This window comes from Paraflavitalea soli, from assembly GCF_003555545.1.
Taxonomy (GTDB): Bacteria; Bacteroidota; Bacteroidia; order Chitinophagales; family Chitinophagaceae; genus Paraflavitalea; species Paraflavitalea soli.
In genome coordinates, this window is sequence record NZ_CP032157.1 from 2,446,799 (window position 1) to 2,466,347 (window position 19,549).

At 50.5% G+C, this 19,549-nt stretch carries 8 protein-coding genes; 1 reads left to right on the plus strand and 7 read right to left on the minus strand.

Annotation, left to right across the window (positions count from 1 at the left end; translation table 11 throughout):
• Positions 1 to 89 precede the first annotated feature (89 nt).
• The gene (locus D3H65_RS09025) at positions 90 to 2,042 is read left to right on the plus strand and encodes a glycoside hydrolase family 97 protein (protein WP_119049996.1); all 1,953 of its coding nucleotides are present in this window, start codon (positions 90 to 92) and stop codon (positions 2,040 to 2,042) included.
• Positions 2,043 to 2,137: 95 nt separating this feature from the next.
• On the opposite strand, the gene D3H65_RS09030 is transcribed toward D3H65_RS09025, so the two are convergent.
• The 7 genes from D3H65_RS09030 to D3H65_RS09060 form a co-directional block, all read right to left on the minus strand.
• A complete protein-coding gene (locus D3H65_RS09030) occupies positions 2,138 to 3,181 on the minus strand; it encodes a DUF5627 domain-containing protein (protein WP_119054447.1) in 1,044 nt (347 codons plus the stop codon).
• 31 nt (positions 3,182 to 3,212) lie between these two features.
• Positions 3,213 to 4,982, minus strand: a complete 1,770-nt coding sequence (locus D3H65_RS09035) for a RagB/SusD family nutrient uptake outer membrane protein (protein WP_119049997.1) — start codon at positions 4,980 to 4,982, stop codon at positions 3,213 to 3,215.
• Between the two features lie 22 nt (positions 4,983 to 5,004).
• Positions 5,005 to 7,878 carry a SusC/RagA family TonB-linked outer membrane protein gene (locus D3H65_RS09040; RefSeq protein WP_119049998.1) on the minus strand — a complete coding sequence of 958 codons (2,874 nt, stop codon included), beginning with the start codon at positions 7,876 to 7,878 and terminating at the stop codon, positions 5,005 to 5,007.
• A 79-nt stretch (positions 7,879 to 7,957) separates the two neighbouring features.
• Complete coding sequence (locus D3H65_RS09045; RefSeq protein WP_119049999.1) at positions 7,958 to 9,862, minus strand: RagB/SusD family nutrient uptake outer membrane protein; 1,905 nt, start codon at positions 9,860 to 9,862, stop codon at positions 7,958 to 7,960.
• Positions 9,863 to 9,875: 13 nt separating this feature from the next.
• A complete protein-coding gene (locus tag D3H65_RS09050) occupies positions 9,876 to 13,001 on the minus strand; it encodes a SusC/RagA family TonB-linked outer membrane protein (protein ID WP_119050000.1) in 3,126 nt (1,041 codons plus the stop codon).
• Positions 13,002 to 13,566: 565 nt separating this feature from the next.
• Complete coding sequence (locus D3H65_RS09055; RefSeq protein WP_211345655.1) at positions 13,567 to 15,312, minus strand: glycoside hydrolase family 43 protein; 1,746 nt, start codon at positions 15,310 to 15,312, stop codon at positions 13,567 to 13,569.
• Between the two features lie 106 nt (positions 15,313 to 15,418).
• Positions 15,419 to 19,498 (minus strand): hybrid sensor histidine kinase/response regulator transcription factor, encoded by a 4,080-nt coding sequence (locus tag D3H65_RS09060; RefSeq protein ID WP_119050001.1) that lies wholly within the window; start codon positions 19,496 to 19,498, stop codon positions 15,419 to 15,421.
• Positions 19,499 to 19,549: the final 51 nt, after the last annotated feature.

Sequence of the window (19,549 nt, forward strand, 5' to 3'; positions counted from 1 at the left end):
TTTCTCCTACAGCATAATTGAGACGATTGAACTATTACAACCCATCTCCTGCACGGTATGCTGACCATCGAACAGCTTAATTTTGACCTATGCAAAAGACACACAACAACAGATCCGTTTTCTTCACCAGACAGCAGCTTGTATTGAGCTCCATGCTGCTGGCGGCAGCCTTTACACAGGCACAAACAAACCAGGTTGCCAGTCCCGATAAAAATGTAACGGTCACCATGCAACCTGCTGCCGGTGTGTTGACCTGGCAGGTGGCCCACCATGGAAAACTGGTGATACAACCTTCACCCCTCGGCCTGCAAACAGCTACCAATAACTTCACCGGTCCCTGGCGCGTAGACAGTGCTTCTGCAGTAACAGAGATTACCGACAGCTATGAACTCTTTACCGGCAAAAAAAGCCGCATCCAATACAAAGCCAATAAAAAAACATTCTATTGCAGCGACGCTACAGGCAAGCCCCTGCACATCATTTACCAGGTAGCCAATGATGGCATCGGTTTCCGCTACTTTCTGCCCGCACAGACCAATGATACCATCCGCGTCATCAACGAGCTAACCAGCTTCACTTTCGATACCACCGCCAGGGCATTCCTCCAGCCCATGCAAACAGCCAAGACAGGATTTGAAAGCACCAATCCGGCTTATGAGGACAACTACCGGCAGCAGGTACCTGTAGGCGCTCCATCCGGTACAGGATGGGTCTACCCTGCCCTGTTCAAACTGCAGGACACCTGGGTCCTGCTTTCCGAAGCAGGTCTGGATGGTACTTACTGCGCCACCCGCTTAAAGAACGAAGCCAAAACACCGGTCTATAAAATAGCTTTTCCCGATCCGCGCGAGACCATGGAACCCGATGGCGTACTCCCGCGATCAGCCGGCCCCGTTTATTCACCCTGGCGCGTAGTAACCATCGGTAGCCTCAAAACCATCATGGAATCAACCCTCGGTACAGACCTGGCCCCTGCTTCTACTGTTCGTAACAGGAAATTTATACAACCCGGTAAAGCATCCTGGAGCTGGATCATGTCAAAAGACGACTCGATCGTATACTCCGAACAAAAAAGATATGTTGATTATGCCGCCGATATGAAATGGCAATACTGCCTCATAGATGCCAATTGGGACAGGAATATTGGCTACGACCGCATCGGCGAACTGGCAGCTTATGCCAGGTCAAAAAAAGTGGGCTTGTTGCTCTGGTACAATTCCGCCGGCAACTGGAATACCGTGAAGATGACGCCAAAAGATAAATTATTGACCCATCAAAGCAGAAGCGCGGAATTTGCCTTGCTTAAAAAAATGGGCATAAAAGGTATTAAGGTTGATTTCTTCGGAGGCGATGGCCGTTCGGTGATACAGTATTACATCGACATCCTCAACGACGCCGCTGAAGCCGGCCTGCTGGTAAACTTTCACGGAGCTACCCTGCCGCGTGGCTGGAGCCGTACCTACCCCCACCTCATCACCACAGAGGCTGTCAAAGGATTTGAAATGATCACCTTCAGCCAGCGCGATGCAGACAATGAGGCCAATCATGCCGCCATGCTGCCCTACACGCGTAATATTTTCGATCCGATGGACTTTACCCCCACCAACCTGTACAAGATCCAATCCAATGTCAAACGGAAAACCACCAGCGCCTTCGAACTGGCCACCGCTGTCATTTATTTATCCGGTATCCAGCACATAGCAGAGTCACCCGCAGGCATGGCCCAGGTGCCGGCTGAAGTAAAAAACTTCCTGCAACAATTGCCCAATCGTTGGGATGACGTGCAATTTATTGAAGGGTTCCCGGGCAAGTATGTGGTCATTGCACGCAAGGCAGGCAGGAAATGGTATATCGCCGGCATCAATGGAGAAAATACACTCCGCCAGCTGCAGCTCGATCTCACCGCTTTCAAAGCGCGAAAAGCAAACCTGATAGCCGATGGCAATACCCAACTGGATTTTACTATCGAAAAAAAGAGACCCACGGATCTGAAAACGATCACCATGCAGGCAGCAGGAGGTTTTGTAATCATCGTAGAATAGAACGCAAAAAAGGGAGTGATGAGACCATCCTCCCTTATGATTGCTTATGAGAAAACGAAGCCGTTAAAGTCCTGCAACTTTAACGCGAAAACTGATTATTTCACTACAGGCGTATAGTACTCAGGCGCCACCGCACGGTCACGCATCACCAGCGTATCGGTTGATACGATCTGCATCAGCGGATGATCGATCGTATAGGTCAGGTAAACCGCATCGCGGTCCTTGGCACCCCAGCTGTTCTTTTCGCCGCGCTTTACAAACTTACCGCTGCCCGTAGCCGTAAAGCCACTGCCGGAGGCAGAGATGCTGCAGTTATCATTTTTGGCGTCGAAGGTCAGCAGCAGGTTCATAGCAATATTACCGCCACTGCTGTTTTGAAATACCAGCGGCAGTTCTACCGTACCCAGCGATTTAGTCGTCATCTTCTTCACCTCGTCCTGCTCCACATATTCCTTGTGGCGCGTGATCGTCTTGTCAAGGTTGCTGTTGCCCGGCTTACCCGTCACCACGTCCTTACCACGGCGCAGGTAATTGCCATGCCAGGCATTGACAAACTTCACCGCATACACGATAAAGTCCTTGGGTTTTACCGTCCAGTGCAGGTCGATAGCACGGTTGGCATTCGCCATGGCAGGAACACCCTTCAGGATCGAATCAGCCCCTTGTACACTTTTCATCGTCAGGGGAATGGCATACGTATTGCCCAGCGATAAAGGATCAGCAAAAAAAGCATCGGTCAACTGTACCTCCACGCCGCCAAGAATACTCCCCGAAGGAATAGTGATCTGCTTGGACGCCAGTGTATAATAGGAAGCGGGCATAGGAACCACCTTGGGATCCGTCCCCGAAAAGTAAAGATTGTTGCACAAGGCATCGTCCACATCAAACCCGATGACTACGTTATTCCTGTTTTCACGGGCTCCGCCCATGGTAGCTTTGATGGCCACTTTATGCTCATTATCCAGCGAATTATCCACCAGCAGGTCTTCGCCAAGTACCACCGTCCTTACAGGGAACTGTGAGGCAAAATAAACGGTCTGGTAATCGAAATCATTAAAGGAAACGTCCTGGTTTTTATTACAGGAAGAGAATACACCGGCGACTACTACCAGGCATGCAAGAATATGTTTTGATTTCATGTAATTAGAATTTAAAATGATCATTCACCAATTAATGCCAGCCTTTGTTTTGAACAAGCTTATTGTATTTCAACACCTCCGAAAAAGGGATAGGCCCGTAATACATATGATCCTGGTACGTTCTTGTCTCAACATTTAAGGGAGTAATACTGGCGCCATTAACATCCAGGCCACGCGCTGCTTCATTGAGATTGGCCTTCCAGCGACGCAGGTCCCAGAAGCGGAAGCTCTCGAAGCAGAGCTCCAGCCGGCGTTCATTACGGATCAATGCCCGCATTTTATCTTTATCCCCTTTGATCTCTTCCAGGTAAGCATCGCCATTGCCCGTACCTACACCGGCACGCTTTCGGATGGCCTTGATCACATCATAAGCCGAATACGCATGACTGCCCGTTCCTAAAGGTCCCCAAGCCTCATTGGCTGCTTCAGCATAGGCAAGGTATATTTCCGTATAGCGGATGCGGGGTATATAATGATTCCTGCCGGTAATGGAAGCCGGGTTACGGTTTACATCCATACGAAGGCGTTTTTTCAGGTAGTAGCCCGTACGCGTGGAAGCAGGCCTGGCATTGATCCCATTGTCCGAACCCGAGGCGCTGCCAGTATAGATCACCTGGTTACCCACACCCGCGGTGCTGCCGTTATAAATGATATAGCGGGCCAGCCGGGGATCTCTTCCCGTATAGGGGCTTGCCGCATCGTAGCCGCTATTACTGTTGCCCACAGGGTATCCATTCGCCATGGGGAAAGCATCTACCAGGTTTTGTGAGGGATTCATCAGCCCCGTGCCAAACAAAGAAGGTGGAAAATGCTGCGCCTCCAGGTCACTGTTACCCGTAAGCACATTTTCTCTCCAGATCATTTCTGCAGGATTGTTGCCCCCGCTCAAAGCGTCGATCTCCGTGTTATTGGCATAGTAGGTACCCCCATTGGCGGGCAATCCATTAATGCCGCCTTTGTAATCGATCACCACCGCAGCGTGATCAGCTGCCTGCGCCCAGGTCATAGGGTTGGAAGCATGTTGGAAAGCCGGACTGGCAGCCAACAAGGCAGTTCTTGCCCGAAAAGATTTTGCGATCAATCCATTGAACAACTGGCTGGAATAAATGCCCATCACCCGGTTATACACCGCTGTTTTTTCCGTTACCGCCCGGAAGCGGTCCGGTATCTGATTTACCGCACTAACGTCTTTGTACTCCATAGGCAAATTGGCATCTGCACTATCCAGGTCTTTATAGATCTGTTTGATGCAGGCGTCAAAGCTGGCGCGGGGCACATTGAAATCAGCATTGATGGTCTGCAGTTCAGTAATAATAGGTACTCCCATCAATTGTCCGTCTTCCGTATACCCGGCATGCGCCCGCAACAGGAAATACATATAAAGCGCCCTCAATCCATAAGCCTCCCCTTTCATGCGCTTATTGAACAGGATGGCCGCCTCCGGGTCTGCCGCCCAATGGACCTTATCCGCATTGGACAGGAACAGGTTCACATACTGGAGGGCGCCATACGATTGATTCCATACAGAAACAGGATTGTTGGCAGCCGTCCACGAGCCCGTTGCCATTTGTAAAAGCGCATTCGTCCGCTGGTTCGTCACCGCATCGTCAGTGGCATATTCCGTATTGTCGTAATAAGCAGGGATCGTCCGGTAGGCATTCATCACAAAGCCCTGCGCATAGCCGGCGTCCGTGTACATCTGCTCCACCGTCCGCATATTCTCCTCGTCGGCTGTCAATATCTTCTTACAACCAGTGAATAGGAAGGTCGCTATTCCTATCAGTAGCAAATTAATTCTCATATAGTTCGCACTTTATTGTTCATTAAAAGGAAGCCTTTACACCCAGGTTATAAAAGCGGTACTGCGGCGCGGTTCCTATATTCGTCTCCATCAGTTCGCGTTCTTTGGATACCACCAGCAGGTTGTCCGCCAGTACGTACAGGCTCAGGCCATGAATGATCGAATGCTTGAAAAAGTCCTGGCTAAAGTCATACGTAAGTTGTACCCGGCTAAGGTTGAACCGGTTGTTTTTGAACAGCCAGAAACTGGAGTTTTGGTAATTGTTATTGCCGGCGCCGGAAGTAAGGCGGGGATACGTAGCCGTAGTTTTGGTGGCCTCTGTCCAGCGGCCCCAGGCCTCCTCAGAGAATTTACCATTACCCCTCAGCCAGTAATAGGAACTGCTCTTGAAACCAATGCCTCCCGTTTGTCCGCTGCCCAAAGCAAATAAGGTGAATTGCTTGTATTTGAGCGTCAGGTTGATGCCAAAGCTGAACGGATTGGCCCCCCAGCCATAGCGTCCCAGGTCAACCTGGTCGCGGTAATCTATCAAGCCATCGTTGTTCACGTCCTTATACCGGATATCACCGGGCCGCACTTCACCAAAGGTTTGGGTAGCATGAGCATTTATCTCTGCCTGGCTCTGGAAAAAGCCTTCACTGATATAGCCCCAGGCCGCATCCAGGTCCTTGCCCGCCCTGTTCATATACCCTTCCGGCTGCAATTCATCCCTGCGTTCGGCTTTGTTCGAGTATACCATGCCCGTTACTCCCAGGGAGTATTGCACCTTGCCAATCGAACTGTTCAGATTCACAGCAAAGTCTACCCCCGAACGCTGGTCGTTATTATAATTCAACCAGGGGCGGAAATCACCCGAACCGGTAAAATAAGAAGGGAAAACAGTATTACCCCTGGAGAGCAGCCCATTGGTTTTTTGTAAAAAATAATTCGCATCCACCGTGATCAGCCTGTTCAGCAAGGAGGCATCCAGACCTACCCGGAATTCATTTCGCTTGATAAAGGTCAGATCAGGATTGCCGCCCCTTCCGGAAAGTGTAGTGAAGCCGCCTGCAACCCCATCACGCCAGGGATACCAGCCCGCCAGCGCACCACTGTTGCCATAATAGTTGGCATACAAATAATAATCCGTCGGCGTGCCATCGGGGCGCACACCCGTAATGTCGAGGTCCTGTTTTACAGAGGCATAGGAAGCTGATAGCTTCAGGTCGTCCACAAAAGATACATGGTCCTTAAAGAATGCTTCATCGCTGATGCGCCATCCTACACTAACGGTGGGAGATATTGCCTGCTGCTTGCCTGGCTGCAGTTTGGCAGAATGCACCAATGCACCGGAAAGATCAAGATAATATTTATGCAGGTAATTGTAGCCTGCCTGAAACCCCAGGTTGGTATTCCTGATGGGATGATAATCACTGCCGCCCTCGTTATCCGCATCGCTGGAAAATTGCGTCATATACCACCAGCCCAGCAACGATGCCGTTACGTTATGTTTTTGGGAAAATGTACGGTCATAATTGAACTGCGAACGAAAGGACATCGTCTGCGTATAAGTTGTCCGGCCGATGCTTTCGCTGGTCGTATTCAGATCGTTGTTGAATTTTTGCAGGTTCGTGATCACATCCTGTCCGTTCACCTGCGACCATTCCGGCCTGTAGACTGCATATGCCACCTGGTAGGCTTCGGAATAGATCGAAGTATAATCCATGCTGTAGCCCGCTTTGAAAGACAAACCTTTCAACACCGCATCCAGGTTGGCATTGGCACCCACGTTGAACATAAAAGTGCGGTTCCGGGTCTTGATATAGCCGGCAGCCAGCATATCCGTCAGTGCGTTGGTAAGATTACCGGCTTGCCCGCCCAGCAGATACTTCCCGTCGATCACGTGATTGCTGTTCTTCACCATCGTTTGCAGCGCGCTGTTGTTGGGATCAAGCCTGTCGATGGGAATTAGCGGCAAATACCGGTTGAAATTAGGCGTCACCGTAGAGGAGGCGCCCCAGAGATCGCCCCTTCCCGTATAATTATCCGATACATTGGCCACTACGTCCGTAGAGGCAGTAAGCCAGCTGTTAAGGTCCATATCTACATTACCCCGGATCTTAAAGGCAAAATCATTGTTCTTTTTTTGATCCCCATAATTCACGATGCCGTTGTTATACGTAAGGCCGATATTGGTATAGTAGCGTGTACGTTCATTGCCGCCGGAGATCTCAGTAGTAAGATCCGACCGGGAAAATGCCTTTTTCAGGTAGTTCGAACTGAACAGATCGATATCCGGGTACTTGTAACCATAAGTGCCGGCCCTGGTGCTATCGATCGTGCCCTGGCTATACCCCGCACCAACCGTAGAAAGCCCATCATTGGTCAATGCCTCATTGTACAACGTCATATAGTTGGCGGCATTCAGGTAAGCGGGATATCCTTTGGGAACAAAAATCCCCGTATTGGCCCGTACATCGATGGTAAGCGCTTTCGCGCTTCCTCTCTTGGTAGTGATGAGCACAGCCCCTTTGGCCGCATTGCTGCCATACAACACCACCGCACTCGCCCCTTTCAATACCGTAATAGATTCCACTTCCACCAAACGCACCTCCGAAGCCTGGCGTGGAATACCATCTACCAGTATGAGCGGCGTTTGTCCCCACACACTGCCTGTATAACCGCCCACCAGGCTTTGCAGGTTGTCGAGGCTGTAAACACCATAGTTCTTTTTCAACAGTTCCGAAACGTTCACAGTAGAAACGCCACCAAGCAGATCCTTTTTAGCTACCGTTCCGAAAGCCACCTGCACGGCATTGTTATCCGGCCCCGCATTGATGGTGGTATCCTGTGCGCGGACAGCCAGTTCACTTGCCACCAGCCCACAGGTTATCAATAATATTTTTATATGCTTCATGAATTTCTATATTAAGTTTAGCTAAGAAAACGCTTATCACTCGTTGCCTTGTTGCCTCTATGCCTCGTTGCCTCATTCCTCACCAACCTGGGTTCTGCTTAAACTCCGGGTACATATTTGCGTCACTCACGATGAACGGGAACCAGTAATGGCGTTCACCCAGTTGTCGCTCAAACAACACCGTCTCTCTAAAGTTTTTCACCCTGGCATTCCTGGGATCGGCATACACCTGCGCGTTGGGTAAACCACGATCAAATTCAATCCCTTTTTTCAGGGTATAAGGACGTTGCGTCAGCAGCAGCCAGCGGCGCAGGTCCACAAAACGATGGCCTTCAAAAGCCAGTTCTACGGCCCGCTCCCGCCTGTATTCACTTCTGAAAGCATCCTGCGAACCCAGGAATTTGGCAGCTACCGGCCCCACGCCCAATCCGGGCCTGTTCCTGATGAAATTAACGGCCTCTACCGCTGTCTTACTGTATCCCGGTGCTTTGCCGGTGGGAGAATTGTATCCTTCCGAAGCAGCTTCAGCATAGAGCAGGTACACATCAGCCAGGCGCAGCAGGCTCAGCGCCACCGCATTATTATCGCGGTAACCATCATAATCGTTTACCAGTCTTGGAAAGAATTTGGTGAACATATACCCCGTAAATACTTTTTTGGTAGCATTATCTGTCCTGTACAGACCACCGGTATACAAACTGGCATACTGGCGGAATTCATTGTTGCCTACGAAACTGGGGTTGTTCACACATTTTTCTCCGTCTATTACGATATCGTTATAGAAACGGGGATCCCTCCCCTTCCAGGGATACTCAGGATCATAACCCGATTCTGCATCTGGCTTTTCCGGATCAGGAATGGGCAGACCATTGGCCATGCCATAGAGATCCACATAATTTGCCGTAGGATACACTTTAATACCTGATGGGTTGATCGTCATGGGGCGATAATCGTTCACCTGGTTCCAGCGAAAACGGCCTCCTACATCTGCCAGGTTTTCCAGCAAGATGGCTTCCTTCAGACCGGGTACCGCACCACCCTGGTTATACGTATAAAACAATTTCGAATACTCCGAAAAGTTAGCCAGCTCATACCGGCCTGTAGTCTCCGTAAGTTGCAAGGCCTGGCCTAAAACATCGGCGGCTTTCTTGCAATAGTCAGCATTATAAGAACTATTACCCGTCGATACCCTGTTCATCAAAGGGCTTCCGGCCAACAGCAGGTTCTTGCCCAGAAAAGCAAGCGCCATAATTTTATTGGCCCTGTAATTATTATTGCCGATGGTTGCCTGCCCGGCTGTTAAGGCATCCCAGTTGACCGGCAGCAGATCCGCAGCCCGCTGCAGGTCCAGCGTTACTTTATCCGCCGTTTGCTGATAGTTCAGGCGGGGAAGTTTGGGCGTCACATCCGCCGGCAGCGCCGTATCTATATAGGGAAGACCTCCCCAATACTGCATCATCATAAAATGAAACCAGCCCCGGAAGAAATACAGCTGGCCGGCGATCAGGTCTTTTTCTTCCTGCGTAGCCTCAGTCAGTTTGTCCAGGTTGGCAAGACCGATATTCGCCTTACGGATGCCATACCAGGAAAGCCCCCACAGGTTTCCTTTTACACCACGGTCGTTGGAATTACCCGGCGCCGGCGTCCCCCCGGTTTTGAACCAGGAACCGAAAATGGCCGTATTCCATCCCCAATAATCGCCCTGGTCAATATTATAAGCCAGCAGGCGTGTTTCTGTAGGCTCCCACATTTCTTCGTCGCCGAAATTCCAGTTATTGTGCGAGCCGATGCCTGTTATCAACGGAATACAGCCATACAATTCTTCCGTAAAGCCCTGGAAGTTGCGGAAGTTTTTGAAAGCCTCCGTTTCATTGATATCGGCAAGCGGAGACTTATCCAGGTACTTTGTGCAGGAGCCTGCACCTGCGATGATTGCCAGCACCATCGTTAAAGGCAACAATAGGGTTGTAAAATGCTTTTTCATACCATCTAAGAATTTATAAAGTGAGGTCTATACCGAAATTGTACCGTTTTACAGTAGGGTAAGCGCCGCCGCTCGCGCTGGCTGCAAAGTTCGATTCCCGGTCATCCGGCATCTTCGTCCACAAGAACAGGTTATTGCCATTCAGGTATATTCTGCAGGTCCTGATCCCCAATGATTTTAATGCCCTTTGTGGCAGGGAATAACCTATTTCCGCATTTTTCAAACGCATATAAGATCCGTCAAAGAAGTAGCGTGTTCCCTCTCCGCCAAAACCGTTCTGCGTGGCTACCCGGGGAAGCGGCAGATCACCGCTTGCTTCCTTGGTCCAGTAGCTGCCTTCTACATAAGCTACATTCGATCCCGAATACGTGTTGAACGTGGGGAAGTCAACAAAGCGCGATACATTGTTTACACCATAGAACTGTACAAACAAGCTCAGCCCTTTCCATTCTATGCCTACACTGGCATTGTAGGTATTCTGCGGCGAACTGCTGTACCCATAGGGCACCTGGTCGTTCTGATCGATCACACCGTCGCCATTGAAGTCGATAATATTATAGTCGCCGGCCAGTTTATTCTGATTGTTGGTGGTACGCTGCGTACTGCCATAGATATCATCATAGCTGCTGAGGAATCCTTCGTTTAAATAGGCCCGTGACTGTCCCAGGTAATGCCCCGCCTGCTTGCGATAGGACGGTAACAATTCAGGATCATCCCGGAATACCACTTTATTCTCAGCATGCGTCATATTTGTATTGGCCCATACCCGTATGCCATTTTCAAACATATGATTGAGCCGCAGCTCAAGTTCATAACCCTTGCCCGAAACCTCTCCCAGGTTGGCCATCGGCGCCGTCGTGCCGAAATAAGTTGGCACCGCACGTTGGTTACCGGGAATGATAACACCCGTTCTGATATCCCTGAATACATCTACACTACCGGCAATTTGTCCGTTGAGGAAACTATAGTCCACCCCGATATTGCGCTTTTCCACCGTTTCCCAGGAAATATTCGGATTACCCAGGGAGGATTGACGGTAAAAAGTATAAGGCGTATTCGAGGTTACAGGATTTCCCATCACCACATTGCCGCCATAAGCCCATTGGTCCCTGTAAAGCCAGCGTCCGTTCACATTGTCACTACCCACCTTACCCCAGGATCCACGTACTTTTAGCTGGTCAATGAAATCAAGTCCCTTCATGAAATTTTCGTTTGTGATCATCCATCCTGCCGAAAAGGACGGGAAGAAGGCAAAACGAAAATCAGGGCCAAACTTTTCAGAGCCGTTGTAGGCCCCATTCGATTCAAAAAAGTACCTGGAATTATAACTATAGGTGGCGCGGAACACCCAGTCTTCCCGGTAATTGGGAAACTCACCACCCGTGGCGATCTTCTCCCGTTGAAACAGGCCCAGCCCCATCACTTCATGTTTGCCAAACCGGCGGTTATAGTTCAATTGCAGCATGTAGTTCTGCCGGCGATACGTAGCTCCCCTGTCCACAACACCTGCCTGGTTTGTCCAGCGCACCATGTCCAAGTAGTCCAGTTGCGTACCCGTATTGATCTGGTTTTCCAGCACCACTACACCCGTTTCCGGATCGATCCATTTACGCTGGGGACCATTGTACAGATCATTGATGCCCCGTTGAGTCTCCCGGAAAGTATTGTCAAGCGAATAACTGCCCCTGAAGCTCAATCCTTTCGTTATAACATCCAGCTGCTGCTGAAGAATAAAGTCAGTAGTGAGCTGTGTATTGGTCCTTTTCTCTAAACCCGAAACCGCCAGGTTGTACACCGAGTTGGGTACATCCGCGTTGCGGGGTGAGTAAAATCCCCAGGTCCCATCTGAATAAACAGGCCGTAGAGCATCCGGAGCCGAACGATAGGCCGAGATCCAGTAACCCTGGTCCCCATCAGCCGCATTCCAGGGCAGTTGACGCACCCCGTTGGAGCCAAATAATTTGGTGGAGAATTTCGTGGTCTTCGTCAGGTTGAAGTCCAGGTTGCTGCGCACATTCACACGCGTATAGCCATAGCCCGATTTGTATCCCCGGTTGTTATCGAAGGTTTTGAACAGGTCTCCTTCGTAGGTATAGTCAATGCCGGCGAAATAGGTGACAAACTTCGAACCGCCCGATACATTGGCGCTGGTATTATAGGACATCGCACTATTCCTGAACAATTCCTTTTCCCAATCCACATTGGGATACCTGTCCCACTCTACATCGTTGGCAGGATTACGGTATTTATTAATAATAGCCTGTGGCTTGATGGCGCCCCACCCGCCCGGTGCGATCATCAGCTCATTTTCGATCACCCGGTTCTTCAGCGATAAGGCATCATAAGCATCATATTTTGCCGGCAGCTTCGAAGCTACCTTCGCGGTTACATTCGAACGGATCTGTATAGTAGCTTTTCCATCAACGCCCTTCTTGGTGTTGATGAGGATCACCCCGTTTGCTCCCCGCACCCCATACACTGCCGTGGCAGAAGCGTCTTTCAATACCGAAATGCTTTCTACCGAAGCGATATCAACAGCACTCATAGACCGTTCGATACCGTCCACGAGGATCAGCGGCGAGGCGTTGTTCCAGGTAGTCTGCGCCCGGATGATGATCATGGGATCTTCCGCACCCGGCATACCGCTGCTGGAAGAAGTGACCAGGCCCGGCAGGTTGCCCGTTAAGGCCATACCCACATTCGAAACACCGCCTGTACGTTCCAGCACCTTGCCGGAAGTTTGTGCAATAGAGCCTACCACACTTGCTTTTTTCTGTTGGCCATAACCAACCACCACTACATTTTCGAGGTCCGAAGCAACATCCGTCAGGTTCACCACATAATGATCCTGGTGGCCGATCCGGATCTCCTGGTTCGTTTTTCCAACATGCGTCACCAGCAGCAACTGGTTACCGGCCGGGATTGACAAAGAGAACTTTCCCTCTTTGTCGGTTTTGGTACTGGCCCCGTTGGACTGTACTTTAATGGAGGCATCGGCAATGGGAGCACCTTTGGCATCTAAGACCACCCCTTTCACTATGCGCGCCTGCTGCGCCAATAAGGGGTTACAGCATAAAAGGGTCGATAGCACCCATACGGTCACGACAAGCCCCTTCCGCATCATTGAACTGAGAATCATGATGAGCTTTTTAATGGTTGAATATTGTTTGGCAAAAGATCGATCAGTGGTACCGGTCACCAACCTGGCCGCATGGACGCAAAGTACGGGGCGCCCATTCCTGACCTGGAGGAAGGATGTCGCGAAACGGTTTGAGCAGTAACTGATTTAATAATTGTAAATAATACACTAATTGGAGTGGAACGGAAAAAGTCCCTTTGTAGGGATCGCTTTGGCGTCATATGGCAATCGTTTTGGGTTGTAGAATAGGAGCTACGACAAAACAAAACTATCACCCCCATAGAAAAAGATATGCTTGTAAACGCTAAATAACTAGGACGAATGTCAAAAACAAACGCTATAATTTGTGCTAACCTATTACCTAAAACAATAATTTTCAATGTATTAAAAAAGCGGCTGCCTTATTAAAAAGGCAGCCGCTACTATCAGGCTGTGGAAGGCAGTGTAAGGGTGGGTCGCCCTTTGAGCGCGGGTAGCCCTTTGAGGGTGGGTCGCCCTTTGAGGGCGGCTCACCCAATCTAAAGGTCTTTCTTCCGGAATCTATCCTCCAAAATTTGTCTATTTTCTAAGGCACCACCACATCATTGGCCGATGTTGCATACAAGCCGATCAAGGCGCCGGTAAATCCACCAGCCACATCGGTCGACAGGATATCGCCCGAAACCGTGCCGCCCAGGGCAGTGAACGCTTGACCGTTGGTAGAATAGCTAAACGTGTAAGCATCTCCCTGCGCAGCTACTTTCAGTTGCAGCGCGTTGCCCAAAGTGATTTTCTCACTGGCTACCACCGTCGATTTACCGTTCTCCGTTCTTTCGAGCACCACGTAATCATCATTTCCTTTTTTGGTAATGCCAAATACATATTGAAACGTCTCTTTCTGGTAGCATACGATACCTGCCAGGTCTTTCTCCGACGCTGGTTTGTATTGCAGCTGCACCGTAGCCTCGAAATGCGCATGCTGCTGCCGGAGGAATAAGGTCGAAGTAGGTTCAGTAGCTTTGATCGTTACCGGGTAAGGCTTGATCCGCACACCAGCCTTTGAAGTGCTGCTAAAATTCTCCCGGGCGCCCCGCACCCCGATCCACCGGAAATCCAGCCTGGTGGCAGTCAGGTCGTCCGTGAAGGAGAAATTACCATTGGGCAGAAAACCATTCGTACCTGCCTGGTTCTTTACACCGGCTGGCATCTTCGTCCGCGCCTTCAAAGGCACTAATCCATTTTCAAATACAGGCCATTCACCGCTCCAGTCAACCGGTAAAATGAAAGTCTCCCGGCCCGTATTTACCCGTTGCTTTTCATTGGGCCTTACGGCCAGGAATACGCCATAATATTTACCGCCGGGGCCTTCTACCAGGTCCGCATGCCCGGCCCAATCCACTTTATTGGCCCTGTCTTTGGGAAAGTGACGCTGTGTCAGTATAGGATTGTTATTGGCGGGCTTAAAAGGGCCCTTCGGATCATCACTTACAAAGATCACTTCACTGTGCCAGCCGCCTGTACCGCCTTCCGCACACATCAGGTAATAACGTCCGTTCTTTTTGTACAGGTGCGGACCTTCGATCCAGATGGGCTTTTGCGTAATGTCTACACCGCCATCCACAATGATCTTGTCCGTACCCTCGATCACCGCATCCTTTTCCAGGTCATATTCCCATATTTTGATCACCCGGTGACCATTGTACAACGCTTTGCCCCTGGGCGGCGCATCATTGTGTACCACATAGGCCTTGCCATTGTCGTCGAAAAACAAAGAAGGATCGATACCGTCAAACTTAAGTTTGATCACATCACTCCACCCTTTCGCAGGGTCTTGCGTTTTCACCACCATATTGCCGATACCGCCTGCTATCTGCGTGGTGATCATGTAAAAGGTATTGTTATGCGGGTTGTACTTGATATCCGGCGCATAAATGCCCGCTGAAATACCCGCTTTCTCCACCTTCAATTGAGAAGGCCGGTCGAGCACATGGCCAAGCTGCTTCCAGTTGACCAGGTCATTGGAATGAAAAATAGGCACGCCCGGCACCATGGAAAAAGAAGAATTGACCAGGTAATAGTCATTGCCCTTGCGCGTAATACTCGGGTCAGGATAACAGCCCTGCAGGATGGGACTGTAAAATTCGCCTTCCTGCAACGGATTATCCGTGTAGAGCCGATCATTGCCCTGGTAAGAGAACCGGGTGAATACCGGCTCATTGCCGGCAGGTACACTTTTTTGTGCTATGGCAGGCAAGCCGCAGAGCAGCCCCCATACGAACCCATACATCAAAGGCTGGATCCGTGCAATCGTTTTCGCAGTAAAATGCTTCATTATTCGGTGCTGATTTACAGCCAAAACTAAGGGCCGGCCGCCGCCGCGAGGTACTACATTTGTGAAAATTACTGGTACAAATGTTCAGGATGCCCCTGGCAACCTGCTAACTGGCCGGCTTCCGCTTGAGGGTTACATATTCCGTAGGGGACATATTGAACTTCGCCTTAAAGGCGCGGGCAAAGTAATTGGGCGTCAGAAATCCTACCGTATACCCGATCTCCGCAATGCGCATATCACTTTTTTCCAACAATACAGCCGCCTTATTAAGTCGTACAGAGCGGATATACTCAACCGGCGTCTCACCGGCGATGTCGACGATCTTATTGTAAAGCGTCGCCCGGCTCATACACAGGTGTTTGGCCAGCTGCTCAACCGACAATTTATCATCGTCGATATTCTCTTCGATATAGTTCGTGATCCTGAGCAGCAGCTTGTCATTTTCGCTTTCCACCTCACCGGGCTCCGTACTCACTTCCAGTCGTCTGCTGTACGCCGCTTTAAGACTTTGGTTGAGCGATGCCAGGTTTTGAATTTTCAGCTTCAGGATATCCGTACTGAAAGGTTTCGTCAGGTAATCGCTGGCGCCGGTTTGCAAACCCTTCAGCTGATAGGCCCCACCCGTAAGGGCAGTCAACAGGATGATGGGGATATGTGCCGTCCGTTTGTCGGCCCTGATCTTCTTACTCAGGGTAATCCCATCCATATAAGGCATACTGATATCACTTACGATCACATGCGGATGTCCCGAAAGGGCTTTTTGCCACCCCTCCTGCCCGTCCACAGCTTCTATCACTTTGTAATACGGTTTGAGATTGCTGCGCAGGTAGCTGCGAAAATCTTCATTGTCCTCGATGATCAATACCGTCAGGAACTCCTGTGGCGGCGGCACATCAACTGCTCCCTCCGGTAGTTCAGTCCGCACCACCGATAGTTCGCCTGCCAGGGGTTCAGCAACCGGCGGCGCCTGCTCTTCCAGCGGCAGCCGGATGGTAAACTCACTGCCTTTACCGATCTGGCTGCTCACATGAATGGAACCACCATGCAGTTTCACAAACTCCCGCGTAATGGACAATCCGATACCGTTGCCCTGGTTCATGACACCCGGGGCCGTTTCGCCCTGAAAAAAACGATCGAAGATATGATCCTGCTCTTCCTCCGACATACCAATACCATTGTCGGCAATACTGATCACGATGCCATCATGGCCGTCCTCTTTACGCAGCCGCATGTCTACTTCTCCATCACGACCGGTAAACTTGAAAGCGTTACTGAGCAGGTTAAACAATATCCGTTCGATCTTGTCCCTGTCAAATTGGGTATAGTAGCGATCAAAGGAACTTTGAAAGCTAAAGTTGATATGGCGGCGATCCGCAAGGTCGTGGAATGATTCTACTACATCGCGGACAAAGGGAACGATATCGCCGGGCGTTTTATTCAGTCGCAGTTCCTGCTCCTCCAGTTTGCGAAAATCAAGCAGTTGGTTCACGAGGTTAAGCAATCGCCGCGTATTCCGCTTCACCATCGACAACTTGCTCTTCTTTTCCTGGTCGATCTCGTCCTCCAGCAAAGTTTGCACCGGCCCGGCAATAAGTGAAATGGGCGTACGGAATTCATGGCTCAGGTTGGTGAGGAACCTGATCTTCACTTCATCAAAGGCGCGTTGACGCTCCGCTTCTTTTCTTTCTTCCTCGATCAGCTGTTGTATCTGCCGGCGTTCCTGTTCTGCTGCAAACTTCCGCTGCAGCCGGCGTATAGCCCGCTGCCGGAAGCCCCACAGCGCAAAAGCAGCCAACAGTACATAAAATGTATAGGCCCATCCCGTTCGCCAGAAAGGTGGTTTAATATATACAACCATCCTGGCTGCTTCGCTGGTCCACTCGCCATTCGGACTATAAGCTTTCACCAGCAAGGTATACCTCCCGGGATCCAGGTTGGTAAACACAGCAGTCTTATTACCCCCGATAGCATTCCAGTCCGTATTGAACCCTTCCAGCTTATACAGGTATTGACATTCGTTGGGGCTCGTATAGTCAAGCGTATTAAAATCGATAGAGAAATTTTGCTTATAATCCAGCCTGATCTGGCGGGCCATGGAAATATCGGCTTCGATGATCCCGTGCTCACCCGGCGTCACCGTATTATTATCCACCTTCAAACCTGTAAAGATCACAGCAGGAATATTACGGTTATAGTGAAGCGCTTTAGGAGTAAAATAATTAAACCCATCGATCCCGCCGAAGTACATCTCGCCATTACTGGTCAGCAGTCCCGCACCCAGCGTAAATCCGCTTCGCTGCAGCCCATTCTCGTAGGTAAAATTCTTAATGCCAGCCTTCGCAGGATCCAGCCGGCTGATCCCCTTATTGGTACTGATCCACAATTTGCCCGTATTATCCTCCATGATCTTCCAGATCACCTCGCTGGCCAGCCCATCGCGCGTTGTATAGATACTGAAACTATCGCGCCTGAAATCCAGCCGGCAAAGACCCCTGCCACCGGTACCGCCCCACAACACGCCATCCTTCTCCGCCATCAGGCATTGCACTTCGTCGATCGGTAATCCACCGGCCTGTCTGCGGCCGTACATCCAAAAAGTATGCGTGGCAGGATCATACATATCGATGCCACGACCGGGCGCAGCCATCCAGATCTTACCTTCACTGTCTTCTTCAATGGCACGCATGAAACCGATCTCCGGACGCTTGTCACCACCCGCACCTGCTATAAAATCCCCTAATTTTTGAAATACTTTTTTACCGGGCACATATACCTGCACCCCTTTGCCATTGGTGCCGATCCATACATTACCCCGCCGGTCCTGCCGGATGCAAAAAACTTCGTCGCTCAAAAGTCCCGAAGACCCGTCCCCTTTCGAATAGTGTCGTATCGCTCCACTCTTCATATTCAGTACATAAATGCCTTGCAAAAAAGTCCCCATCCACAGTTCATCCCCCACCCGCTCCATGGCCATGATGGGCAGCGGCTCCTGACCAACCGGCACCCGGTCAAACAACCCTGTCCGGCGGTTGTACAGGTTCAGCCCGCCTCCATCCGTACCCACATAGATACGCCCATCGGGCCCTTCCGCAAAAGAAGTGACCTTTGGCGCACTCAATCCTGCCGGATCAAAAGGATTACTGTGCACAAGGCCAAAGGCCGTCAGGTTCTTGTCGTATTTATTAATACCACTCTGGTACGTGCCCAGCCAGTAAAGCCCCTGCTTATCGATATAGATACACCGGATCGAATTTCCCTTCAGGCTGAATTTGTCGCGGGCATTGGCAATCACCTGCTGTACCTTGCCGCTTTCCCCATCCAGTATATTGAGGCCCTTTTCAGTACCTACCCATAGTTTTCCGTTTTGATCAAAAGCTACATCGTAAATGCGATTGCTGCTCAGCGAATGGATACTGGCTGCTTCGGCCTTAAAATGCACAAAGCCCGTTCCACCACGGGGCAGCTTGTTGAGGCCGCCATCCAGGGTGCCCACCCAGATATTGCCCGCAGGGTCTTCCCGGATGATGCGGATCTGGTGATCAGAGATCGCCGAATCGCCTTTTGGTCCTGCATATAAGGCAAAATCATTGGTGGCCGGGCGGTAGAGCTGCAGGCCGGCAATGGTGCCGATCCACAGTCTGCGTTGGCTGTCTTCCAGCAAACTGATGATCATACCCGAAACCAGGTGGCTTCTGCCGTCCTCCGGCGCATAATATTGTGCAGTTTCCGTAACCGGATTGTATTTGTACAGGCCCGAATAGCCGCCCAGCCAGAGATTCCCCTCGTGATCGCTGCACAGGGTGCGTACAGAACCACCCCGGGTGATGTTGAGATTACGAAAGGTATTTCGCTGCCGGTCATACAGGGAGAGTCCCTTATGGGTGCCCACCCACAGGTTGCCCTGCGGATCTTCATACAAGGCTAAAATACTATTCGTGCGAATCGTCGTAGTGTCCGTGGCATTATAGCTGTAAATGGTAAAACGCGAACCGTCAAACCGGCTCAGCCCGTCTTCAGTACCCATCCACATATACCCATAACGGTCCTTCAGGACTGCCGTCACCGTATTGGAAGAAAGGCCGTCTTTGCTGCTGTAATTGATAAAATGCAGGGCGTTTTCCTGCGCTTCACCTGGCCGCAGGCCAAGGACAATGATGACAAAAAGGAGGTGGCGGCAAACAATCATTACAGTAATCTTTTCTCAATCGGGCAACCAAACAGAAGTAACAGGCTAATC